This is a genomic window from Psychrosphaera aquimarina (assembly GCF_032461525.1).
Classification (GTDB): Bacteria; Pseudomonadota; Gammaproteobacteria; order Enterobacterales; family Alteromonadaceae; genus Psychrosphaera; species Psychrosphaera aquimarina.
On record NZ_JAWCUA010000001.1, the window covers coordinates 442,432 to 464,728 of the forward strand.

Sequence of the window (22,297 nt, forward strand, 5' to 3'; positions counted from 1 at the left end):
CATAGGAACACGTTTATAAGTATGCGCTTTTATGAACTAAGGTGACATTAATCAACTGTACCTCATTAAATAACATATTCACTAAATATAAGAAATGACCAAGCTCTGTTTAACTGCACTGATATAGCTCTAACGGCAAGCCATCTGGATCGTTAAAAAAGGTGAACTTTTTATCGGTAAATTCATCTACTCTAACCGGCTCGACCTCAATCCCATTATCTAACAGGTATTGTCGAACCTTTTCCACTGAATCAACACAAAATGCTAGGTGTCTCAAACCTAGCGCTTCTGGATAACTGGGTCTGGGAGGTGAATTGGTAAAAGAGAACAATTCAATTTGACCACCTTTGGGCAATTTTAAGTCAAGTTTAAATGAATCTCTATCCGCTCTATAGTTTTCAGCGATTATTTCAAGTTGTAACACTTCAGTATAAAAATGTTTTGAAACTGGGTAATCAGAACATATTATCGCGGCATGATGAATAGACTTAAACAATGTTTAACCTTAATTTATTTTGGTTATTGACCTAGTTATATTATGAGTTATAACGGAGGATCAATCTTATCCGCTATAGAGGTATTAACTCGAAACCAACCAGCAATAGAATAACGATCACGGTTCGCTTTTAATACTTCATGAGGGAATTCTTCACTTAAAAAAGCGACGATGGTTCCCATCAAAGGGATCACTTTAGTGCCCTCTTTGTCTTTATCATCCTTGTATATGACTAACTCACCACCATCTGTACTTACCCAACCAGAATTGAAATAAGCAACAATGGATAATACTCGGTTTGCCTCACCTCTAAATGCATCATAATGGCGTTTATAATAGTTACCTGGACCATAATGAGCAAAATGGCTTTCAAATGAAAATAAGCCTAAAAATAAACGTCGATTTAGATAACTTTGTAATTGCGCATTCCAATCTAACCATTGTTTTCCCGCATTACTTTCACCTGTTATCCAACAAATTTCATCGGTACGAACAAACTCATTTTTTAAATATTCGCCACCTCGGCCAATACCTGCATCTTTGAATTTTTCAGTTTCCATGGTTTGCTGGTGGATATACAAAGCATTTGTTAATTCTACCGGTAAGGCGCCAGGACGAATACTGTAACCTTGTTGCTCAATATCTTGTGCTATTAAGTTAAATAAACCGTCATCACTCGTACTGTTACCATCAAAAGATGAGATCTTTTTTATCGCGACCAAGTTATTTTCTCTTTATATAAAGTAGACAATTGTTATCTTAATTTAAGTGATGCGCATCATACTTAAAAAATTGGAAAGGACACGCTTTTTTATATACGTTAACAACATAAAAAACGGCTATCGTTTAGAAAACCATATACCTATCTTTACCGGCCTTTTTAGCTTGATACATCGCATTATCGCGTCATTAATTTGTACCAAAATGGAAAACTCATAAGCGGGAGCTAAAAGTGAATTTGATGATCATTATGACTAATATCATAGCGAATATTAATGATTTAGTTATGCACAAAAACGACTGAAACATATCCTAAAGATAATAAATTTTACTATTAATATTTATGACCTAAAAATCGGTCTATTAATTTTGAAATCCGCTCCATAACTTCTTCTTCTATCAGTTCAAACGTTAAATTTAGTTTATCCAAAACCAGTACAGCCCTTTGCTGTGGTAGTGGTGCTCGATTCATGAGTAACTCTAACTCTGGTAGTTTTTTATCGTAACGCGGTACTATCTTAAATGTTAAATTAGCAAATTCGACTTTGGAAAATACCTTTTCAGCGACCATACAAAATGACTCTACGTGGTCAAGTCCATCTGGGCCTAAAGAACCGGGTTCAACTCTTACCACTAACTTTAAATCTAACTCTTGACTCATACCGAGGGTAAACCTACTGAATGTTTATTTAACTATCTAAGCACAGTAATCACATTACGGCTAACTTAATTGATATTTATTAACTGGTTATATGTTGGTGACAAAAGTAATGCACCGCGTTAATTTATATATCGACAATAATATCCAAATAATAAGTTATCCATTTATGAAATTAACAATGAGAGTGGTTGATGCATTTACTGACACTTTGTTCAAAGGTAATTCTGCAGCAGTCATAATACATAACGATTGGCTACCAGTAGTAACGATGGCAAATATAGCAGCTGAAAATAACCTGTCTGAAACTGCCTATATAAAACCAATTAACGACAATCAATTCGCGATTCGTTGGTTTTCACCGATAACTGAAATTGATTTTTGTGGTCATGCTACCTTAGCGTCAGCGTTTGTATTATTTACTGAAAATCCACATCTAAACACAATAGTATTTCATACTGACAAAGTGGGCATATTAGAAGTCAATAAAGGTGAAAATGGCATTATCGTAATGCAATTTCCTAATTTAAAACCAACGATTGCAGAGCATATTCCTCAAGCTTTGCTAGATGCTATTTCTATTGCACCCAAACAAGTTTTAAAAAACCAACAAGCTTATTTTGTAATATGTGAAACAGAACACGAAGTACTCAATATTACACGCAATAACGACTTATTAAAGACATTAGCCCCTTATGATTTAGTTGTCACAGCACAAGCTAAGTCCAATAATTTTGCTGACTATGATTTTGTTTCTCGCTACTTTTGGCCAGCCAATGGCGGTGATGAAGATCCCGTAACCGGTTCTATTCACGCTGGACTAGCGCCTTATTGGGCTGCGGAATTGGGTAAAAGCAAACTGGTCGCTCTACAAGCCTCAAAACGCCAAGGTGTTTTACATTGTGAAATTGATAATTCAAACGGCAAAGATGTTGTGATCATATCTGGTCAAGCTGTGTTGTATATGCAAGGTGAGATACAAGTTTAGTATTTTCATTGACCAATTTACATAAACCAAACACCAAGGTTTACCTTACAATCTATGCTGTCCAATGCCATATGAATGACCAAGCCGATACCGATTAAACGCATCGGCTTAACAAAACACATTGCAATGTACGCAAATACTAAAGGCAATTGGTGTAAGGGATGAAATCCAATACTGCAGCGTAGTGGGTCATATATTGGCGTTGCTAATAAATGGTCAACATCCACCAGCATAGTTAACATCATTATTAACAATGCTTTTTGCCAATCATCTCTGAAAAATACCCAAGCAATAACCAATGGAACTAAAAAGTGTAAAAAAAGGTGGAACATAAAAGAGGCTCTTCCATTAATAATTTGTCGTCTGAGTTAATAGTGATGATACACATACATAGGCTGCTAGATTAATTTGTCATTTTGAAATGTAAACAAAAGAAATAACAATTAAGGTTATCTCTCATATTTAGTTAACCATTAAGCTGTTATAATCGCGCCAATTTTATTGTTCGCATACATCTAGGGTACTACTTTGACACAAACATCATTTTCATCATTGGCACTTAAACCAGACTTGGTAAGTAATTTAGCCACTCTTGATTATAACGAAATGACTCCAATTCAAGCGCAAAGTTTACCTTTGATCATTGACGGTAAAGACGTTATTGCCCAAGGCAAAACCGGTTCTGGTAAAACGGCTGCCTTTGGTTTGGGTCTGTTACAAAACTTAGATGTAAAACGTTTTCGTATTCAGTCATTGGTATTATGCCCTACCCGTGAACTTGCTGACCAAGTAGCAAAAGAAATTAGAAAGTTAGCCCGTGGTATCCACAACATTAAAGTATTAACCCTTTGTGGTGGCGTACCTATGGGACCTCAAATTGGATCATTAGAGCACGGTGCACATATCATAGTTGGTACACCAGGACGCATACTTGACCATTTAGATCGTGGTCGTTTAAACCTAGATAACTTAAATACATTAGTGTTAGACGAAGCCGACAAAATGTTGGAAATGGGTTTTCAAGATGCCGTTGATGCCATTATCGACTTAGCGCCTAAAAACAGACAGTCTCTGTTATTTAGTGCCACCTTCCCAGATCAAATTAAAGGCATTGCAGGTAAGTTACTTAAAGACCCAATAATGGTTAAAGTAGAATCTACTCACTCTGGTACTAGCATAGATCAACAATTCTTTAATGTTGATAACAATGACGCACGTAAACAAGCAATTCAGCTTTTGTTAATGCAATACCAGCCTGAGTCATGTGTGATCTTCTGTAATACCAAAATAGAAACCGTTGAAGTAACAGACTTTTTGTTAGATTCAGGTTTTAGTGCAATTGAGCTTAACGGTGATTTAGAACAAAGAGACAGAGATCAAACCTTAGTGCGTTTTGCTAATAAGAGTATTTCAATCTTGGTGGCAACTGATGTTGCATCACGTGGATTGGACATAGACAACTTAGATGCCGTTATCAACTATCAATTAGCCCATGACGCTGATACCCATGTCCACCGTATTGGTAGAACGGGTCGTGCTGGTAGTAAAGGGGTTGCTTGTAGTTTGTTTACTAATAAAGATTCATACAAGGTAGTCGAAATCGAGGACTATATGGATATCCGTATAAAAGAGTCTGAATTACCTGATGCGTCTGTTTTAGAAAAAGAAATCTTTGAACCGCAAATGGCGACCCTTCGCATTGATGGCGGTAAAAAGCATAAAGTACGTCCAGGCGATATTCTTGGTGCACTTACAGGTAAAGACGGTATTGCGGGTAAAGACGTTGGTAAAATCAACGTTTTGGATTTTTGCGCCTATGTTGCCGTGCATAAGTCGGTAGCTAAAGACGCCCTACACAAGTTAGAGAAAGGTAAATTAAAAGGCCGTAGTTTCAGAGCTTGGCGGATTCGTTAAGACTAGGATATATATCTACCCCACTATATAGAAGTGCCTGAATATCAACGGCACTCTCTATATACTTCTGTAGTTGATACTTTAGTGAAGTCATTACCTTCCATTTCAAAAATATCTTCTGTAACCCGCTGGCAATTTTCTTCTAAATGACTATCTCTTGTTGTCACTATTAAATTCCCACTAGGCGTTTTTGATACAACAATATAGGCCATTGAAGAACTAAAGGTTACATCGAAATCAGGTGTGAATTGGCTCTGCCCATATTGATTTGCTAGTAGTCTGACAATTGTTGTATGCCCCCCAGCTTTAGTGGTTATTTTGACAATTTCATTTAAGTCTTGATGCCAGAAACTTTCGATACCAACTACAAAGCCATTTAACAATACACGAGAGTCGGGATTACCTTTAAATTGTATTTTTGACTTGTCAGTCGCCAAGCATTTTGAAAAATGATTATTGACACTATATTCTCTATAAATCTCATATTTACCTATGAAAGCATCGAGTTTAGTAGAACAAGTATTCGCAGCTTCAGAAGCATGAGTGAATGTTGATAATAAAGAAATGACGATGATGAAATATTGCATTTTGTAGAAATTCTCTCGTGTCGGTTATAAAGCGTTTTTAATCTTGATAATCATAAAAACTTGATAATTCATTGAATAACTTAACAATACTTAAATCACCTCATAACTACAACTAATCATTTACCCCGTATAAATATTCCAGAAAAGTTAATGCACTTATAACTCATTAATAAATTCATTGAGAGACTAATTTGTTTAATTAATCGACAGTGAAGGTCGACTTTAGAGTTAATGCTCTGTATAATGCGCGCGCTCTAGTTGGCAATAACTGGCATTCAGATCAGTTATGGTTCTGCAAGCCCCACATATCAGGAAATACCCTTTGATCACTACCGCAAATATCACCATGCAATTTGGCGCTGTGCCATTATTTGAAAACATCTCGGCTCAGTTTGGCCATGGCAACCGTTACGGTTTAATAGGTGCCAATGGTTGTGGCAAATCAACCTTTATGAAGATCTTAAGTGGTGCGCTATCGCCATCTTCAGGCAATGTTTCCATTACACCAGGTAATAAATTAGGGGTATTAAGTCAGGATCAGTTCGCGTTTGAACAATATTCAGTGGTTGATGCCGTTATTATGGGTGACACTAAATTATGGGAAATCAAACAAGAACGTGACCGTATCTATTCTTTACCAGAAATGTCTGAAGAAGATGGCATGAAAGTCGCCAACCTTGAAACTGAATTTGCTGAAATGGACGGTTACACGGCAGAGTCTCGTGCCGGTGATATCCTATTAGAAGCTGGTATAGATGAAGAATTTCATTTTGGCTTAATGAGCCAAGTGGCACCGGGTTATAAAGTCCGTGTGTTATTAGCTCAAGCCCTATTCTCAAATCCCGATATCTTATTATTAGACGAACCGACTAATAACTTGGATATACATTCAATCAATTGGTTAGCAGACGTGTTAAACCAACGTAAATGCACTATGATCATCATTTCCCATGACCGTCACTTTCTTAATTCTGTATGTACACATATGGCTGACATTGATTATGGTGAATTACGTATATATCCAGGTAATTACGAATACTTTGTTGAAGCGTCATCGTTAATTCGTGAACAGCTGTTAACAGAAAACGACAAAAAAAGTGCTGAAATTGCTGAGTTAACGGCCTTTGTTGCCCGTTTTGGTGCTAATGCGTCAAAAGCAAAACAAGCCAGTTCTCGTGCTAAAAAGCTAGATAAAATTGAATTATCAGAAGTTAAGTCTTCTAGTCGTCGTACCCCTTCAATCGCGATTAAACAAGATCGTAAGTTACACCGCCAAGTGCTTATTTTAGAAGAGTTAGGACATGGTTATGATGAAGGTCCATTATTTAAAAACGGTAACTTAATTCTTGAAGCTGGTGCAAAGTTAGCGGTTATTGGTGAAAATGGCGCTGGTAAAACGACGTTCTTACGTTGTTTGATTGACGAGATCAAAGCTAATAACGGTGTGGTTAAATGGTCTGAAAATGCCACGATTGGTTACTGCCCGCAAGATAGCACAACAGATTTTGATTGTGATTTGAGCTTGTTTGATTGGTTAAGCCAATGGCGCACCAAAAAACATGACGATCTTCAAGTACGTGCCATGTTAGGTCGTTTGTTATTTACTGCCGATGACTTTGAAAAGAAAGTGAAAGTCTGTTCTGGTGGTGAGAAAAACAGACTCTTATTTGGTAAATTAATGATGATGGACTTAAACGTGTTAGTCATGGATGAACCTACCAATCACTTAGATATGGAATCTATTGAAGCACTTAACCATGCATTAAAAGAGTTTGACGGTACGCTTATATTTGTCAGCCATGACACTCAATTTGTATCCTCTTTGGCCACGCATGTTATTGAGATCAAAGACAGCAGCATGGACATATTCCACGGTTCATATCGTGAATACCGCGCAAGTCAAAAGCTAAAAAATAAAGCTGCTTAGTTTTATACGAATTAACCATAAATAAGCCATCGTACGATGGCTTTTTTTATACGTGACATTAAATAGTAATATTAACTAGTGCATTAGTGAGCTAACTCAATAGTGTTGACGTCTATGGGTGTTCCCCATAACAAACTAAATAGACCATTAAACTTGATGCCGGCAGGTAAGTCCGCGCTTTCTACTTTAGTACTAAAAAACTCTAATTTACTTTGATCATTTACGTCTTCACATGAACTAACATAAATACCTTTATTTAATATCCCTCTTGTTTCCAACTGACGTTTTAATTCTAAACAAACAGGCATAGACGGCTCTATAATAGTCACAGGCTTAGACGTTAACTCGTTTATGCATTGGCTAATACTGGGAATTAAAAATGCATAATGGGTACAACCTAATACCAAATGATCTATCCCCTTTTCAATTAAAGGTTTGATATAAGACTTTACCGCTTGTCGAGTGTATTCTGTGTTAAGTTGACCTTGTTCCACCAAGTCCACAAACAAAGGACAAGGGACAAGCTCCACCTGAACTTTATCTTCAAACCGAGCCTTTAATCGTAATAATGAATCACTGTTAATCGTCTGCTGCGTTGCTAACAATCCAACTAAGCCTGTGTTACTCATTTGAGATGCCGGTTTTAACGCAGGCTCTACTCCAATAATTGGTATGTCGGTTAATGTGCGTAGATAAGAGATGGTATGCACCGTAGCCGTATTACAAGCGACAACGATAGCTTTACAGCCACGTTTAATAAAATATTCCACAATTAAACTAGTTCGTTGCTTAAGAATGTCTGTGGCTTTATTGCCATAAGGGCTAAATTGATGATCGGCTATGTAAATGAGCTGTTCGCCCGGCATTATATTTTGAATCGTTTTTGCGATGGACAAGCCACCCACTCCCGAATCAAAGATCCCTATAGGGGATTGTTGTGTCATTAATTGTATTTCCTGCAACTTCATTTAGCTTAATTCAAAATACGCCGTATTTTTGAATTAACCCTCATTGTCGTATATTTCCCATTGTTAACCTTAACCATGTTACTTGTTGATGTTTAAAATTGATATTGTATAAATAGTTAATTTTAAATTTCTCGTTGTTTTCCTTTGCTATCAAATTTAGATAAAGGCATGATCACACCATATAAGTATTTAACATCTAATAAGAATTATTATGAAAATCATCTCTTTTAATATCAATGGCATTCGCGCCCGTATCCATCAACTAGCTGCTTTAATAGAAAAGCACAATCCAGACATTATTGGCTTACAAGAGACCAAAGCACACGATGACGTATTCCCATTTGCTGATATTGAAGCATTAGGTTACACCCCTATCATTCACGGACAAAAAGCCCATTATGGGGTCGCTATGTTGGTTCGTAATGACGTTGCCGCTCGTATGAGTCATACTCAAAAAGGTTTCCCTACCGATAACGACGAACATCAAAAACGTATGGTCATGGTCACAGTAACAACTGAATCAGGTAATAAAATCACCGTACTTAACGGCTATTTCCCGCAAGGAGAAGCCATTGATCACCCGGTAAAGTTTCCATACAAAAGACAGTTTTACTCAGATTTAATGAATTACTTAAATAGCCACGAAGATGCCAGTGAGAATGTCGTAGTCATGGGTGATATAAATATATCTCCAACTGACTTAGACATTGGTATTGGTGAGCCTAACCGTAAACGTTGGTTAAAAACCGGAAAATGTTCTTTCCAACCAGAAGAACGCGAATGGTTGAAAACATTAATGGACTGGGGATTTAAAGATACCTTCAGAGAACAACACCCTACTACGGATGATAGATATTCATGGTTTGATTATCGCTCTAAAGGTTTCGACGATAACCGTGGATTACGAATAGATGTTGTATTAGCCACGAACGGTTTAAACGATAAATGTACTGAAACGGGAATAGATTACGAATTACGTGGCATTGAAAAACCGTCTGATCATGCGCCAATTTGGTCAGTATTTGATATTTAATAAAACAAGGAATTTACATGAACTTTACAAAGAGATTACCCTTACTGTTTCTGCCGTTATTAACTTTAGTGTCAGCTCCAAGTTTTGCAGATTGGACGTTAAACAACGACAAGTCTAACTTAAACTTCATCTCGGTGAAAAAATCGAGCATTGTTGAAGTACACCACTTTACACAGCTTTCTGGCTCGGTAGCTGAAACAGCTGGCAAAGCCAACATAGAGATCAACTTAACCAGTGTTGATACCATGATCCCTATCCGTAACGAACGTATTCAATCGTTATTATTCCAAACCAATATGTACCCTAAAGCAAACATTAGCGCTGACATTAATGTTGCAGAATTTAAGCAATTAAAAGCTGGTGAGTCGTTCAAAACTAAACAAACTTTAGTATTAGATTTACATGGTGTGAAAAATGAAATGACTGCGGATATTTTAGTGACTAAGTTAGTTGGTAATAAAATCAACGTAAGCTCATTAAAACCAGTTGTGCTAAAAGCAAGTGACTTTAAATTAGTGCAAGGCATAAATGACTTAAGAGACATAGCCAGCCTACCGTCCATTACAACTGAAGTACCAGTAACCTTTAACTTGGTATTTGACGCTAATTAAATAGTAAAACCACTTGCACCAAAGTGTAAGGTTTAGAGTTAGAGTTTACTTTCTTTAGCAAATAAAAAGGCTGTGGTTAAATCCAAACACAGCCTTTTTTTATTCATAAATTATATGTACCAATAATTAATTATGGTGAGTCACTTTGGTTTTTAATTAGTTAATGAACTGATAGCTTCAGACACTGTAAAGAAATGAATTTTAGTAAGACAAACTGAAGCTTTATTAAATTCATGGGCTCGTATCAATTGAATGACTTCATCCGTTGACAACGTCTTGTCTACTTTAGTTAATCCAAGTTTCCCTGAAATAAGCTCTATTAGGTAACAATAACCTAACGAGTCAACAACATAATCATCATCACTAAAAATAAAGTCATTACATTGTGAATTGAAGTCTGGTAGGGAATCTAAGTAAATAAGCTCATCATCACCATCGAGTTTCAACATGCATGGCCAAGAAATCATAACAACTACCTCGATAAATAGAACGCTTCGTTAATAGTGAATAAACTAAAAGATGACTCTATTTTAATTGCACAACTGCGATATCACTTCGGCACTAACGCCTTGCTAAGCGCGCAAAAAATTGTTGGCTAAAATAAGCGAGGCACGAGCAAAAGCCAACTGTTTTTTGTCCGTTTAAGCAACTTGTTATATTTCATTTGCTATAAACGACAAGCGGTCTCCCTAAATCAGACCACATACCTTTGATTACAGTTTGCCACTCTTCCTTTTCTTTAAAGTTTGAAGTGCTTAAATTTTGTTCTACTTGCTCTAGATCCATAAATGTTGAACAACCACCAGTCGCGTAAAGACCATCTTTAGTTACGTGTGCGAACACAAGAAATGTATTTCCAATTGTTGGAGCGGGACCACCACAAGAATTGTTTTCAATATTTGTTTTAATAAAAACAGAGTTAAGTACAGCCTTATTTTTCCATACTTGCTGGACTTTCAATTCTGTCTTGTAAAACGAAGTGTCCCAATCTCCTGATATTTTAACTGTTTTAAGTGCTACACCAGTGAAAATTGCGTCATATTCGTTCGTTTCGTCTTTAAAGCTTTTTGCTTCGCTGAAACAAGAACATCCGAATACCGTCAGCGGAGAAAGCATAAGAGCAAATAAAATAATCCTCAACATATACAAACTCCTTTGAAATATAACGCTCGCATACGCGGCGCATAAATACTTGGCTAAAATTGCGAGGAACGAGCGCAGCTAAGTGTTTTTCGTCCGTTCTTGATGCCCTTGTTAGCTAGCCTTTCTCTCTGCTAGTTGCCACTTTATTATTTCTTGAGCTTTTATAAAGCTCTTGCCATGCCACTTTTCATAGTTTTCTGCTATTGGGTAACCATGATTTATATCTGTTAAATCATCCCACCAAGGATCTTCCGAAAAGCCATTATCTAAATGCGAGCCAGGGAAAACATTACCATTTAAGAGGGCTGAGAACTCTTTTTTGTCCAATGTTAATCCCCAACATTTAGTATGTAGGCGCAGCTTATCTCTCAGCTCTTTAACTAGCTTATAGAAACTATAAAGTTGACGTTGGCCACCTGCTCCAACTTCGTCACTTATATGCCACGTTCTATCGAAAATAACGTACTTCCATTTAGTTAATTTTAATAAAATGAATGCTGCTGATGTATCTGTATTTTCCCGAATAAAATATATTCCTTCGGGGTTCAATTCAGTTATTTCTGATAGGTAACCAATCGGATCGCTGTGTATACGAAAGTCGTTAGAATAAGGAGAACTCTTCCCTTCAGTTAACCACTTCTTGTTTACACCAAAAGTATTTGAATAGTGCTCTATAAAATCAAACGTAGGCTCTTCTTGACCAGTAAATACATTTTCAAGTTCACTAATTTTGTGAAGCTTCATAATCTGAGCTAATTGAGGAATAGTAAACTTAGAATAATCTCTGCCTTCGTTCATGAGTTCTAACGTTTTTTTAAATCTCTTGGCTACTTTTTCAACTTCGGTATCTTCTTTTATTTCTTTAACATGGGGAGTGCTTTGAGGTGGAATAGCTGAAACATCAATAGAGTCAGTCTTTTTATCTTGGCTCTTACTTCTAAATAAAGTGGATAATATAAATGTGACTATAACCACACCTACTCCAGAAAATAACCATTCTTTGTTCTCAATAATATAATCTAGCATCAATACTCCTTTGGATAGCTAACGCCTTGCTAAGCGGAAATTAATGCTTGGCTATAATCGCGAAGCGATGGCCAACTATTAATTTTCCGTTTAAGCAACTTGTTAGCTTTTGATGTGGAATAAGTGCAGAGCATTACTTTTCAATGATTTCATTACTTGACTCTTCAAGCCATTTAATAAGCTCAGCTTGAGACATATGGGTATATAAACCTTTTATATCTAGTTCAGCATAAAAACTAGTCCCTATATAAAAAATAGTGGGTGTGAGTACTATCCCTAAAATATCGTCAAAGGAGCTGAAGTCATAGTTATCACCTTTTTTATTTTCATTAACTAATTTTATTTTGGTTTTCCAATCATCCATATAGCCTTCTATAGATGAGGTGACATTTCGAATTGACTTAAAGTCTCCTTTATCATAAATATCAGTTTGCAGAATACTTTTACAAGAGATAGCAACTAAAGTTGTACCAACCTGAAGAATTGCATCAAAATCCGTAATCGCTTTATTATTTAATTTTAAAGTTTTTGAAATATACTTATATGCTAGCTTTGATGGTTTATATTTTGTTTTATCAATAACGTCTTGAATCTGCTTTTCAAAGAAAAACCCTCTAGTGTTAGCTATCTTTCCTTGCTTTTTTGTATACTCCAAACTTTTATCAAGGACACGATGTGCTGAAGCCATATCAATACCTATCATGGTTCCCGCTTCAAAAAAATCGCTGCATTACCAGGATAAATATCACTGGATAATGCTTTAGAAAACTTATTTATAATTTGGATACTGTTAAGCGTAATATACTTGTTAAACTTTTCTTTAAATTCACTATTGAGTTGATCTATTGCAGAAGATAATGCCCCCTCAACAAAAGTTCTATCTAAAAGGAAGTATCCTAAAGCGTATATATCAGGTCCGTATACCCAACCCTTCTTAATACAGTATGATGAAAAGTTTAAAATCATAATAATTTCAAGTAATTCTTCATTCCATGGGAATTCAACAGAACTTTTATTAAAGTTTTCATAAATAGTACTTAGATCATAAGGAATTAAATCATATTTGATTAAAGTACGTTTTTTATTTTTTGTTTTTTTGAAAGATTTGGGAATATAATCCCATTTTTCTTCCATAGATTCACTAGCGACTAATATTACATTACCCTTAGCAGATTTATACTGCTCTAATGAAAAGCCACTGCGGGAAGGAATGTAATCTGAACTAGAGAGCTTTGATGAATTTATAAATCGAGAATCATACAAGTTTATAGCTTTAATTGTATCCGGGTCATCAATACGATCTAGTACAGGGCTATTTGGTGAAATTCGATAGTTTACACCCTTTGAAGAAGTTCTTAATAAAACATATAAATCTTTTAAAAATGTTGAATAACCAGCCAATTTAAAATAATTAGCTTTCACTTCTTCTGTGATGGGAATCAAAACTTGATGACCATTGAGATACAATTCTTTATCAATAATTTTTTTATCACTAAAAGAAATGCAAGATTTAAACATTGATAAAGAAAAAATATATGTAGATGCTAAATCACCCTCAAAAAATTCTCTTGGGAAGCGCGCCGTAAAGTATTTCCAATAGTAGACAGGATAAAGATTAACGATATCTTTTATTTTATTCTCAATTATTGGAATTAATTCAATTACTCGTTTATTTACATCGAAAGCTGAGCATACTCCTTTATTATCAGCAAGAGGTTCAAAGCTGGAAGTTTCAGTAGCTAATGCGAGATAGTTTTCATGGACAATTTTCTTTAAATCACCTCCCAAATCTACAGAGCCACTTTTTCTTTTCGATTGATTATTCATCCTCTTGAAAAATTGGTCAAGAGCCTTAGTTTTTACCACGATATTTCCCTAAATTTAAAATCCATTTTGAATAAAACTTTAAGTCTTATTTAGAATATTGTTGATAGTGTAAAAAAGCTAACAACTTAATCAGAGGACGATTGCCTAAGTTTCTGACAACGCGGTTCCTCTTATTTATTTTCACTATTAATATCAAACCTCTACAGCATTTACCACACCTTTGTTACGTAACAACTCGGTTTTTTGTGATCCCCCAAGGATGGGCATTGTTCCTGTTTTCTTGACTTGGTAGGAAACTCACCAATACTGTGTATAAGAACAGTTTAAAGGTGTAAATGAAAACAAGACCACCATTTTTAAACAGCATTTTATAACGTGGACAACCACTCTAATTTGCTCAAACATGTAAGTTAATGGGTAGCAGAGAACCGTAGGTTCGCGCTTTTGCTTTTAGTCTCCATTACAAAATCACGTGGTTAAATATTATTTAGTATAAAATTCGAAGCATGGATGCTGAGAAAGGACTGTTTGTTCACATCATGGATGATGGGATGTCATCAATACCGGGGTGTTTATTTGATAACTGCCGAAAGGCGAAACCTTAAAGTTCATATGAATATTTTTAGCCTACACTTATAGCTTATACCTTACTAGCCTTTACCCTATTTCCTCTCAAACCTCACTTTCAACAACTTAGCCAAATCCATATACGTCAGCTTATGTGCTTTAGATTTATTAAGGTTAACGCCCTGCTTCATTTCAACGTCACTGTTTTGTAGTTGCTGTTCAATTTCACGATACCAACTTTTTAAGCCAATCGGTAAATCAGCTTCTGCTTGTTTACCCAATAAAAAGTAACCATGTATCGGTAACGACAAGATCAATAATGACATCGCGATGGTGGTATTTATATTATCCATACCATTATAGGACAACTGTAAATATGCAGTTATAAACGCAATAATAGGCGCAACAGTCATTGCCAAATCAGCTAACTTTACATAGCCAGTTTGTGGAAATGATAATAAATAAGGTTCTTTTTTTGGCCATGTTTGGCTGAATTTATAACCTGAATTTAATGTGGCAACTAAAATGATTTTCACCTTTTATACAATTGTATTTCCATCGAACAGATGTTAACAATAACCTAATAACATTCAATTTTGCAGTACTATAACAATTTCTTAATTAGAGTATATGTACTAGAATACAACTTTAATTATTAAGTTCAAAAACTTAAGGTAACTATGAGCACTGAAAAAAATATTCTGGTTTTAAACTGTGGTAGCTCTTCATTGAAGTTTGCCGTCATTAATAGCACAACGGGTGACACAAAAATCACCGGTTTGGCCGAACGTTTAGGTTCTAAAGAAGCCACCATTACTGTCAAATACAAGGGCAATAAACAGGTTACTGAATTAACCAAAAACAATCAGCACTTAGGTGCCATAGAATATTTAGTCAGTGAGTTACATGCTAATGATTTAAGCGACTCATTAACAGCAGTTGGTCATCGTGTGGTCCACGGCGGTGAAGTCTTTACTTCTTCAGCCGTTATTACAGATGATGTCATAGCAGCGATTGAAGAAACCAGTGGCCTTGCGCCTCTGCATAACCCAGCTAATTTAGTCGGTATAAAAGCGGCACAGGCAACCTTTCCGTCTTTACCACAAGTTGCAGTTTTTGATACCGCCTTTCATCAGACCATGCCACAAAAAGCATTTATGTATGCGGTAGATAACGATCTTTATAATGAAAAAGGCATTCGTCGATATGGATTCCATGGTACTAGTCACTATTTTGTTAGCCGCGAAGCTGCTAAACATTTACAACAACAAGACGATCAAACTTCCGTGATCACTGTGCATTTAGGCAATGGCTGTTCTATTTGTGCCATTGAAAATGGGAATAGTGTTGATACGTCAATGGGATTGACCCCTGCTGAGGGGTTAGTGATGGGTACTCGAAGTGGTGATGTAGACCCTGGTCTTATTATTTACTTAATGAATCAACATAATTACAGTGCACAACAAATTGATAACTTGTTAAATAAACAAAGTGGTTTGTTAGGTTTATCAAAATTAAGCAATGATTGCCGTACTTTAGAAGATGCCGTTTTTGGTAATGATGAAGCACAACAACAACAAGCCAAATTAGCACTGGATGTATTTTGTTATCGTGTCGCTAAATACATCGCGTCTTATACCGTTGCCCTTTCACACTTAGATGCTATTGTCTTTACTGGTGGTATAGGTGAGAACTCAAACTATATACGCTCACAAGTTATTAGCCAATTGTCGATATTAAAAATATCACTTGATGAGCAACAAAACGAATTAGCTCGTTTTGGTAATGCCGGTGAAATTCAAGCGACTGATTCACAATTTAGAGTGTTAGTGATCCCAACCAATGAAGAGTGGGTTATTGCCAGAGACGCTGCACAACTATCTGAGAGTAAATAATATGTCACATAGAATTATGTTAGTGCCAGTTGGATCTGGCGTTGGTTTAACGTCTATTACTATGGGTTTAGTACGTTCAATGGAACGCCAAGCGGTGAATGTTAATTTCTTCAAACCAATTTCCCAACCTATGCATGGTGATGTTGGCCCAGAGAGAAGTACTGAAATATTCAGAAACTTATCGCACCTTAATCCACCAGAACCATTTGATTTAACTTACGCTGAAACCTTAATTGGTGATGGTAATGTTGATGTCTTACTAGAAGAGATCGTAGGTCGTTTTGAGTCAAAAATAGACCCTAATGAAGCTGTAGTAATTGAAGGTTTAGTGCCAACCAAACATCAAGCTTATGCCAATAAGATTAACCGTCAAATTGCGTCTGCCCTTGGTGCCGATGTCGTGTTTGTTATCGCCCCAGGTAGCGAGCCTATTGACTCGTTAGAAGACCAACTTGAAATTGCAGCAAATAACTATGGCGGCTTTAATAAAGACCAAGTTATTGGTTGTATCTTTAATAAAGTAAACGCGCCTCGTGATGTTCAGGGTAATTTAGCCAACGACTTTACTGAGCAACTAGCTGAGCCAGAGTTAGAAAATGTCGCTAATAAATACCAGCAAATGTCTATCTTTAGACACAAGTTTAAAATGTTAGGTTGTGTGCCATGGAACCCTGAACTTATTGCTCCAAGAGTTAAAGACTTACAACATTACCTTAACGCCAAAATATTAAACAAAGGTGATATGGAGTTTAGACGCTTACGTAGCATTACCTTTTGTGCTCGAACCGTTGGCAATATTTTAGGCCGCGTAAGACCCGGTGTATTGTTAGTAACCCCAGGTGATCGTTCTGACGTATTAGTGGCAGCAGCCCTAGCGGCAATGAATGGAACTAAACTAGGCGCAATTTTGTTAACCGGTGGCTTTATGCCAGAACCAACAATATTAAAATTATGTAAACAAGCTTTTGAAACCGGTGTTCCTGTTCTATCTACCGAGTCAGATACATGGGAAACGTCATTATTATTGCAACGCTTTAATATGGAAGTCCCTACCGATGACGAACAACGAATTGAACGTGTAAAAGAACATACCGCTAATCATATCTCTAAAGACTGGATCACCGATATGATCCAAAACGTGGCGAAATCACGCAAGTTATCCCCTGCTGCATTTAGGTATTTATTAGTTGATAAAGCTAAAAAAATCCAACGCACCATAGTCTTACCTGAGGGGAATGAACCTAGAACCATAAAAGCTGCTGCAATATGTGGTGAACGTGGCATTGCTAAGTGTGTGTTGTTAGGTGACGCAGAAGAGATCAAATTAGTGGCCTCTCAACAAGGTGTTGAACTTAACGAAAATGTGATCATTGAAAATCCAGCAAAGATCCGTAATCGTTACATTGACCCTATGGTGGAGCTGCGAAAACATAAAGGCTTAACCGAAGTGGTTGCTGAAGAACAACTGCAAGACAATGTTGTTTTGGCCTCTATGATGTTAGCACTGGATGAAGTAGATGGACTAGTGTCCGGCGCGGTAAGTACGACCGCTAATACAATTCGTCCACCGTTGCAGTTAGTTAAAACGGCACCTAATTCAAATTTAGTCTCGTCAATATTCTTTATGCTGCTGCCTGATCAAGTATTAGTTTATGGCGACTGTGCCATTAATCCAGACCCAGACGCCGAACAATTAGCCGATATCGCTATTCAGTCAGCCGATTCTGCTAAAGCATTTGGTATAGAGCCAAAAGTTGCCATGATCAGTTACTCAACGGGAACTTCAGGTGTTGGTGCTGACGTAGATAAAGTTAGAAAAGCCACTGAGATAGCTAAGAACTTACGTCCAGATCTACTTATCGATGGCCCACTTCAATATGATGCGGCTGTAATGGAAAATGTTGCTAAGAAAAAAGCACCAAATAGTCCTGTAGCAGGACAAGCAACCGTGTTTATTTTCCCAGATTTAAATACCGGAAATACAACCTATAAAGCCGTACAACGAAGTGCCGATGTAATAAGTATTGGCCCTATGTTGCAAGGTATGAGAAAACCCGTAAATGACTTATCTCGTGGTGCATTGGTTGACGATATCGTTTACACAATTGCATTAACTGCAATTCAAGCCGGTGAGTAAACTTTAAATTTAATGAGTAAAACATGATAAAAAGAGACCTTAACGTCTCTTTTTGTTTATTAACCTTAATATATTTGGTTAATAAGTGGGAGTTAATTGTACGACTGTTCAAAATGTAACACTTTTTAACCCTTTATTTTATCCGTTTAAAAACAATAGGATACAGACTTACAAATTGGTACTTAACAAAGTTATCCACAGATATTGTGGAAAACATTGGAGTTAATTTTAAAAGCATCATTAAGTAGACATAACTTATAGTTTTACTCTTATTAATTTAGCCAATTGATCACTGTTATTTTTGACTAAACATAGTATATTCAACAGATAACGTTTTTAGACTTTTCAAAAGGATTGTTCATTTATGCCAAAACAAACTCTACAAGTATTAACAGAAACGTTTTCCGTACATAGTTTTGATCATGAACAGACCGTCCCACCTGAAGTATTTGCTTGTCCCATCTATTTTATTAGTAAGACCTACGATGAATTATCAATAGTGTGCCCTAAATCGTTAAAATTAGACAGCATTGAACATGAAGATAATTGGATAGCTTTAGAGGTATTGGGCCCGTTAGGTTTTTCTTTAACCGGAATATTATCAAATATTTCAGGCGTGTTAGCCGCTGCTAATGTCAGTATTTTTGCTATTTCTACTTTTGATACCGACTATATATTAGTAAAAAAAGACTCAGTAGCCACCGCTATCAAAGTATTAAGAAAAGACGGTTATAAAGTGTTAACTGACGCGGCTTAACCTCACCAATATGTTATTACACTCTATAGTTAACTTTACCACTCCTGACTTGGCTAAGGGCATCAAAATTACCGCCCCAGCTACGGGTAAAGTATTAAATATTGCGGAGTTGGATGGTGAGCAGTCTGCTTATTTAAGATGTGGAGAAGGTATAGTAATAAAAATGGAGGGGCATCAGGTAAATTCGCCCATTAGCGGTACAGTAATAGATATCGTACCTAGTCACGGTAAAATCATCATTCAAGCGAAAAACAAGTTACGCTTCTTATTACAGTTTCCGTTTGAATACACGAAATTTCATGGCATCGGCATCCAAAACCTGACTTCAATCGGTCAAACGGTTGGGATTAATCAACCTCTTTTACACCTTGATTTATTTCGAATGAATCAATATATCAAACCTGTTTATTTATATTTTATTTTACTCGATGTAACAGCATTTAAGTCGATTGAAGTTTTTCATAAACATGTGCAAATAGGTGCGGATCCTATTTTTTCCTTAGTACCAAAACCTGTAACACCTAAAACTATTAAGAAGACGTAATTATTATGATCACTATGTATGGCATTAAAAACTGCGACACCATTAAAAAAGCAAAAAAATGGTTAGATAATCAGCAAATTGAATACACATTTCATGATTATCGTGTGGATGGTCTTGATGAACAGTGGTTGCAGAGTGCCTGTCAAACATTGGGATGGGAACTAGTATTGAACAAACGTGGAACCACGTTTCGTCAATTAGACAGTGAAATCAAAGAGAACTTAACTGAGTCCAGCGCCATAGAACAAATGCTATTGGCTCCAGCTATGATCAAACGCCCTATTTTAATCGTTGACAACCAATTACACATTGGCTTTAAAGACACTCAATACGCAGAAATATTTAACCGATAGGATCGATTAAGATGCAACCATTATCAGAAACCGTAGAATTAGCTAAAGCCCTAATTAGTAAAGAATCTGTGACCCCAGAAGACGCCGGATGCCAACAATTAATGGCTTCACGTCTTGAAAAACTTGGGTTTAATATTGAATCGCTATTTTATGTCGATACATTAAACATGTGGGCACGCAAAGGTACACAAGACCCAGTATTTTGTTTTGCAGGTCATACAGATGTAGTACCAACAGGTGATGTGGCTAAATGGACAACGCCTCCGTTTGAACCCACTATTAAAGACGGTATGCTATATGGTCGTGGTGCTGCGGATATGAAAGGCAGTTTAGCGGCTATGGTAGTGGCCACTGAAAATTTTGTAAAAAAACACCCAGATCACAAAGGCTCTATTGCATATTTAATTACCAGTGATGAAGAAGGTCCATTCATTAATGGCACCATGAAAGTGATAGACACTTTAGAAAAACGAAATGAAAAAATAACATGGTGTTTAGTGGGTGAACCATCCAGTACTAATTATTGTGGTGATATCGTTAAAAATGGACGTCGTGGTTCATTAACCGGTGACTTAACCATCAATGGTGTGCAAGGTCATGTGGCCTACCCTCATTTAGCGGATAATCCAGTTCACAATGTTGCTCATGCATTGTTTGAATTAACCGAAATAAAGTGGGATGAAGGTAATGATTATTTCCCACCAACCAGTTTTCAGATCTCAAATATAAATGGTGGCACTGGTGCTGGTAATGTTATCCCTGGGGAATTAGACATAATGTTTAATTTCCGTTATTCCACTGAGGTTACAGCAGAACAACTAGTAGAAACTGTTGAAAATTTGTTTGATAAACATGAACTCAACTATAAGTTAGATTGGACCTTTAATGGACTGCCATTTTTAACCGATACAGGTACATTTATTGATGCGGTCAGTGGTGCAATTAAAGACGTTACTGGGAAAGATCCTATTCTATCCACTTCTGGAGGCACATCGGATGGTCGCTTTATCGCACCAACGGGAGCACAAGTAATAGAATTGGGACCATGTAACGCAACTATTCATAAGTTAAATGAATGTGTAGGAGTTGATGAACTTGACCAACTAACATTAATGTATGAAAAGATATTAGAACGCACGTTATTATAATAGCCTGTTGTTGATCCCTATTTTATAACAACCTTTTAAGTAAGATCACGGTTGCACGTCTTTGGAATATAAATGTCATTTAAGCTAAATACTGCAGAGATACTAGGTACAAGTTCAGATCATGTTGTTGATATTGGTCATGGTATTTTTATCAATACACAAATGGTTGATAGTTTTCAACAATTAAAACATGAAGCTGATGTTGCTGGTTTTGATATTTGTATCGCATCTGGTTTCAGAAACTTTGAACGACAATTACACATTTGGAATGCCAAATTTAATGGTCTCAGACCCATTTTAGATAGACATCAACGGTCGATAGACACCTCGTCATTATCTGAATGGGAAATTGTTCAGGCGATTTTAACTTACTCTGCACTTCCGGGAACCAGTCGACATCATTGGGGTACTGATATAGATATTTATGATAAGAATGCAGTTCCTAGTGATTATCAATTACAACTGGTACCCAGTGAGTATCACCAGGGACCATTTAATGCCCTTTCAAATTGGATAATAAAAAACAGCCATAAATTCGGGTTTTATTTGCCATATCAGAGTAATAACGCTGGGGTTGCCCCAGAACCTTGGCATATATCTTACCAGCCACTATCATCAATGTATCAAGATAGGTTAAAACAAGATCCTCAATGCCTTATCGACTGTTTAAGTCAGAGTAATATTGCAGGTAAACAATCTATTCTTGAAAACCTAGAATATATATTAACGCATTATGTCTTTAATATAAGTTCACCTAATGGGATAACTTTATGAATATACTCGCAATAATTATTATCGTATTAGTTCTTGGAATGGTGGTTGGTAATATCATGCTGCTCAAGCATACCGCTAAGTTTTCAATGAAACGTTTAAACCAAGATCCTATCGAAAAAGCAAAAGAAACATTAGCCCAACGTAAACAAGATCAAGACAAATAATTCCGCCCATAAAGTAAAATATTCAAGTTACTATGGTTATCGCCGTTAACTAAGTATATA

At 36.4% G+C, this 22,297-nt stretch carries 25 protein-coding genes; 13 read left to right on the plus strand and 12 right to left on the minus strand.

Annotated features, from left to right (window positions below):
- Positions 1 to 109 precede the first annotated feature (109 nt).
- The 3 genes from gloA2 to RT723_RS02010 all read right to left on the minus strand — a co-directional run bounded on the left by gloA2 (position 110) and on the right by RT723_RS02010 (position 1,877).
- Entirely contained in the window at positions 110 to 496 is a 387-nt protein-coding gene (gloA2, locus tag RT723_RS02000; RefSeq protein WP_315945690.1) for an SMU1112c/YaeR family gloxylase I-like metalloprotein, read from the minus strand.
- A 47-nt stretch (positions 497 to 543) separates the two neighbouring features.
- On the minus strand, positions 544 to 1,218 hold the full coding sequence (locus RT723_RS02005) for a 2OG-Fe(II) oxygenase (protein WP_252731780.1): 675 nt from the start codon (positions 1,216 to 1,218) through the stop codon (positions 544 to 546).
- Between the two features lie 332 nt (positions 1,219 to 1,550).
- Positions 1,551 to 1,877, minus strand: coding sequence for a hypothetical protein (locus RT723_RS02010; protein ID WP_315945691.1), 327 nt, complete (start codon positions 1,875 to 1,877; stop codon positions 1,551 to 1,553).
- Between the two features lie 166 nt (positions 1,878 to 2,043).
- On the opposite strand from RT723_RS02010, the gene RT723_RS02015 reads away from it, so the two are divergent.
- Entirely contained in the window at positions 2,044 to 2,862 is an 819-nt protein-coding gene (locus tag RT723_RS02015; RefSeq protein ID WP_315945692.1) for a PhzF family phenazine biosynthesis protein, read from the plus strand.
- Between the two features lie 17 nt (positions 2,863 to 2,879).
- Here the strand turns inward: RT723_RS02015 and RT723_RS02020 are convergent, their stop codons facing one another.
- On the minus strand, positions 2,880 to 3,194 hold the full coding sequence (locus tag RT723_RS02020) for a DUF6122 family protein (protein ID WP_252731781.1): 315 nt from the start codon (positions 3,192 to 3,194) through the stop codon (positions 2,880 to 2,882).
- A gap of 196 nt (positions 3,195 to 3,390) precedes the next feature.
- Here RT723_RS02020 and dbpA point away from each other — a divergent pair, with 196 nt between their 5' ends.
- Positions 3,391 to 4,776 carry an ATP-dependent RNA helicase DbpA gene (gene dbpA / locus RT723_RS02025; protein WP_315945693.1) on the plus strand — a complete coding sequence of 462 codons (1,386 nt, stop codon included), beginning with the start codon at positions 3,391 to 3,393 and terminating at the stop codon, positions 4,774 to 4,776.
- A 44-nt stretch (positions 4,777 to 4,820) separates the two neighbouring features.
- Here dbpA and RT723_RS02030 read toward each other — a convergent pair whose 3' ends face one another.
- Positions 4,821 to 5,363 carry a hypothetical protein gene (locus tag RT723_RS02030; RefSeq protein ID WP_315945694.1) on the minus strand — a complete coding sequence of 181 codons (543 nt, stop codon included), beginning with the start codon at positions 5,361 to 5,363 and terminating at the stop codon, positions 4,821 to 4,823.
- 322 nt (positions 5,364 to 5,685) lie between these two features.
- Here RT723_RS02030 and RT723_RS02035 point away from each other — a divergent pair, with 322 nt between their 5' ends.
- Complete coding sequence (locus tag RT723_RS02035) at positions 5,686 to 7,290, plus strand: ABC-F family ATPase (protein ID WP_315945695.1); 1,605 nt, start codon at positions 5,686 to 5,688, stop codon at positions 7,288 to 7,290.
- A gap of 83 nt (positions 7,291 to 7,373) precedes the next feature.
- Here RT723_RS02035 and murI read toward each other — a convergent pair whose 3' ends face one another.
- Entirely contained in the window at positions 7,374 to 8,234 is an 861-nt protein-coding gene (gene murI, locus RT723_RS02040) for a glutamate racemase (RefSeq protein WP_315945696.1), read from the minus strand.
- A 235-nt stretch (positions 8,235 to 8,469) separates the two neighbouring features.
- Between murI and xthA the strand changes: the two genes are divergently transcribed.
- Positions 8,470 to 9,291 (plus strand): exodeoxyribonuclease III, encoded by an 822-nt coding sequence (gene xthA / locus RT723_RS02045; protein WP_315945697.1) that lies wholly within the window; start codon positions 8,470 to 8,472, stop codon positions 9,289 to 9,291.
- A gap of 17 nt (positions 9,292 to 9,308) precedes the next feature.
- Entirely contained in the window at positions 9,309 to 9,902 is a 594-nt protein-coding gene (locus tag RT723_RS02050; protein WP_315945698.1) for a YceI family protein, read from the plus strand.
- A 152-nt stretch (positions 9,903 to 10,054) separates the two neighbouring features.
- On the opposite strand, the gene RT723_RS02055 is transcribed toward RT723_RS02050, so the two are convergent.
- From RT723_RS02055 to RT723_RS02080, 6 genes are all read right to left on the minus strand, one after another.
- Positions 10,055 to 10,369 carry a DUF4144 domain-containing protein gene (locus RT723_RS02055; protein WP_315945699.1) on the minus strand — a complete coding sequence of 105 codons (315 nt, stop codon included), beginning with the start codon at positions 10,367 to 10,369 and terminating at the stop codon, positions 10,055 to 10,057.
- A 193-nt stretch (positions 10,370 to 10,562) separates the two neighbouring features.
- The gene (locus tag RT723_RS02060) at positions 10,563 to 11,045 is read right to left on the minus strand and encodes a hypothetical protein (RefSeq protein WP_315945700.1); all 483 of its coding nucleotides are present in this window, start codon (positions 11,043 to 11,045) and stop codon (positions 10,563 to 10,565) included.
- A gap of 111 nt (positions 11,046 to 11,156) precedes the next feature.
- Positions 11,157 to 12,071: a hypothetical protein gene (locus tag RT723_RS02065; RefSeq protein ID WP_315945701.1), complete on the minus strand. Its 915-nt coding sequence runs from the start codon at positions 12,069 to 12,071 to the stop codon at positions 11,157 to 11,159.
- A gap of 133 nt (positions 12,072 to 12,204) precedes the next feature.
- On the minus strand, positions 12,205 to 12,759 hold the full coding sequence (locus tag RT723_RS02070; RefSeq protein WP_315945702.1) for a hypothetical protein: 555 nt from the start codon (positions 12,757 to 12,759) through the stop codon (positions 12,205 to 12,207).
- 11 nt (positions 12,760 to 12,770) lie between these two features.
- Entirely contained in the window at positions 12,771 to 13,937 is a 1,167-nt protein-coding gene (locus RT723_RS02075) for a hypothetical protein (protein WP_315945703.1), read from the minus strand.
- Between the two features lie 623 nt (positions 13,938 to 14,560).
- Positions 14,561 to 15,001 carry a DUF412 family protein gene (locus RT723_RS02080; RefSeq protein ID WP_315945704.1) on the minus strand — a complete coding sequence of 147 codons (441 nt, stop codon included), beginning with the start codon at positions 14,999 to 15,001 and terminating at the stop codon, positions 14,561 to 14,563.
- Between the two features lie 144 nt (positions 15,002 to 15,145).
- Between RT723_RS02080 and RT723_RS02085 the strand changes: the two genes are divergently transcribed.
- The 8 genes from RT723_RS02085 (at position 15,146) to RT723_RS02120 (ending at position 22,237) form a co-directional block, all read left to right on the plus strand.
- A complete protein-coding gene (locus RT723_RS02085; protein WP_315945705.1) occupies positions 15,146 to 16,360 on the plus strand; it encodes an acetate kinase in 1,215 nt (404 codons plus the stop codon).
- 1 nt (position 16,361) lies between these two features.
- Positions 16,362 to 18,497: a phosphate acetyltransferase gene (pta, locus tag RT723_RS02090; protein WP_315945706.1), complete on the plus strand. Its 2,136-nt coding sequence runs from the start codon at positions 16,362 to 16,364 to the stop codon at positions 18,495 to 18,497.
- A 364-nt stretch (positions 18,498 to 18,861) separates the two neighbouring features.
- The gene (locus RT723_RS02095) at positions 18,862 to 19,254 is read left to right on the plus strand and encodes an ACT domain-containing protein (RefSeq protein ID WP_315945707.1); all 393 of its coding nucleotides are present in this window, start codon (positions 18,862 to 18,864) and stop codon (positions 19,252 to 19,254) included.
- 10 nt (positions 19,255 to 19,264) lie between these two features.
- The gene (locus RT723_RS02100) at positions 19,265 to 19,798 is read left to right on the plus strand and encodes a PTS glucose transporter subunit IIA (RefSeq protein ID WP_315945708.1); all 534 of its coding nucleotides are present in this window, start codon (positions 19,265 to 19,267) and stop codon (positions 19,796 to 19,798) included.
- A 5-nt stretch (positions 19,799 to 19,803) separates the two neighbouring features.
- A complete protein-coding gene (locus RT723_RS02105) occupies positions 19,804 to 20,151 on the plus strand; it encodes an ArsC family reductase (protein WP_216055795.1) in 348 nt (115 codons plus the stop codon).
- Positions 20,152 to 20,162: 11 nt separating this feature from the next.
- Positions 20,163 to 21,299: a succinyl-diaminopimelate desuccinylase gene (dapE, locus tag RT723_RS02110; protein ID WP_315945709.1), complete on the plus strand. Its 1,137-nt coding sequence runs from the start codon at positions 20,163 to 20,165 to the stop codon at positions 21,297 to 21,299.
- Between the two features lie 72 nt (positions 21,300 to 21,371).
- On the plus strand, positions 21,372 to 22,073 hold the full coding sequence (locus RT723_RS02115; RefSeq protein WP_315945710.1) for a M15 family metallopeptidase: 702 nt from the start codon (positions 21,372 to 21,374) through the stop codon (positions 22,071 to 22,073).
- Positions 22,070 to 22,237, plus strand: a complete 168-nt coding sequence (locus tag RT723_RS02120; RefSeq protein ID WP_315945711.1) for a DUF2897 family protein — start codon at positions 22,070 to 22,072, stop codon at positions 22,235 to 22,237. The genes RT723_RS02115 and RT723_RS02120 overlap by 4 nt, the downstream gene beginning before the upstream one ends.
- Positions 22,238 to 22,297: the final 60 nt, after the last annotated feature.

Bases quoted from the DNA above. Each gene is read 5' to 3' on its own strand.
- RT723_RS02010 (WP_315945691.1), bottom strand. From the start codon at position 1,877: ATGAGTCAAGAGTTAGATTTAAAGTTAGTGGTAAGAGTTGAACCCGGT.
- RT723_RS02015 (WP_315945692.1), top strand. From the start codon at position 2,044: ATGAAATTAACAATGAGAGTGGTTGATGCATTTACTGACACTTTGTTC.
- RT723_RS02020 (WP_252731781.1), bottom strand. From the start codon at position 3,194: ATGTTCCACCTTTTTTTACACTTTTTAGTTCCATTGGTTATTGCTTGG.
- RT723_RS02030 (WP_315945694.1), bottom strand. From the start codon at position 5,363: ATGCAATATTTCATCATCGTCATTTCTTTATTATCAACATTCACTCAT.
- murI (WP_315945696.1), bottom strand. From the start codon at position 8,234: ATGACACAACAATCCCCTATAGGGATCTTTGATTCGGGAGTGGGTGGC.
- xthA (WP_315945697.1), top strand. From the start codon at position 8,470: ATGAAAATCATCTCTTTTAATATCAATGGCATTCGCGCCCGTATCCAT.
- RT723_RS02050 (WP_315945698.1), top strand. From the start codon at position 9,309: ATGAACTTTACAAAGAGATTACCCTTACTGTTTCTGCCGTTATTAACT.
- RT723_RS02055 (WP_315945699.1), bottom strand. From the start codon at position 10,369: ATGATTTCTTGGCCATGCATGTTGAAACTCGATGGTGATGATGAGCTT.
- RT723_RS02060 (WP_315945700.1), bottom strand. From the start codon at position 11,045: ATGTTGAGGATTATTTTATTTGCTCTTATGCTTTCTCCGCTGACGGTA.
- RT723_RS02065 (WP_315945701.1), bottom strand. From the start codon at position 12,071: ATGCTAGATTATATTATTGAGAACAAAGAATGGTTATTTTCTGGAGTA.
- RT723_RS02070 (WP_315945702.1), bottom strand. From the start codon at position 12,759: ATGGCTTCAGCACATCGTGTCCTTGATAAAAGTTTGGAGTATACAAAA.
- RT723_RS02085 (WP_315945705.1), top strand. From the start codon at position 15,146: ATGAGCACTGAAAAAAATATTCTGGTTTTAAACTGTGGTAGCTCTTCA.
- pta (WP_315945706.1), top strand. From the start codon at position 16,362: ATGTCACATAGAATTATGTTAGTGCCAGTTGGATCTGGCGTTGGTTTA.
- RT723_RS02095 (WP_315945707.1), top strand. From the start codon at position 18,862: ATGCCAAAACAAACTCTACAAGTATTAACAGAAACGTTTTCCGTACAT.
- RT723_RS02100 (WP_315945708.1), top strand. From the start codon at position 19,265: ATGTTATTACACTCTATAGTTAACTTTACCACTCCTGACTTGGCTAAG.
- RT723_RS02105 (WP_216055795.1), top strand. From the start codon at position 19,804: ATGATCACTATGTATGGCATTAAAAACTGCGACACCATTAAAAAAGCA.
- dapE (WP_315945709.1), top strand. From the start codon at position 20,163: ATGCAACCATTATCAGAAACCGTAGAATTAGCTAAAGCCCTAATTAGT.
- RT723_RS02115 (WP_315945710.1), top strand. From the start codon at position 21,372: ATGTCATTTAAGCTAAATACTGCAGAGATACTAGGTACAAGTTCAGAT.
- RT723_RS02120 (WP_315945711.1), top strand. From the start codon at position 22,070: ATGAATATACTCGCAATAATTATTATCGTATTAGTTCTTGGAATGGTG.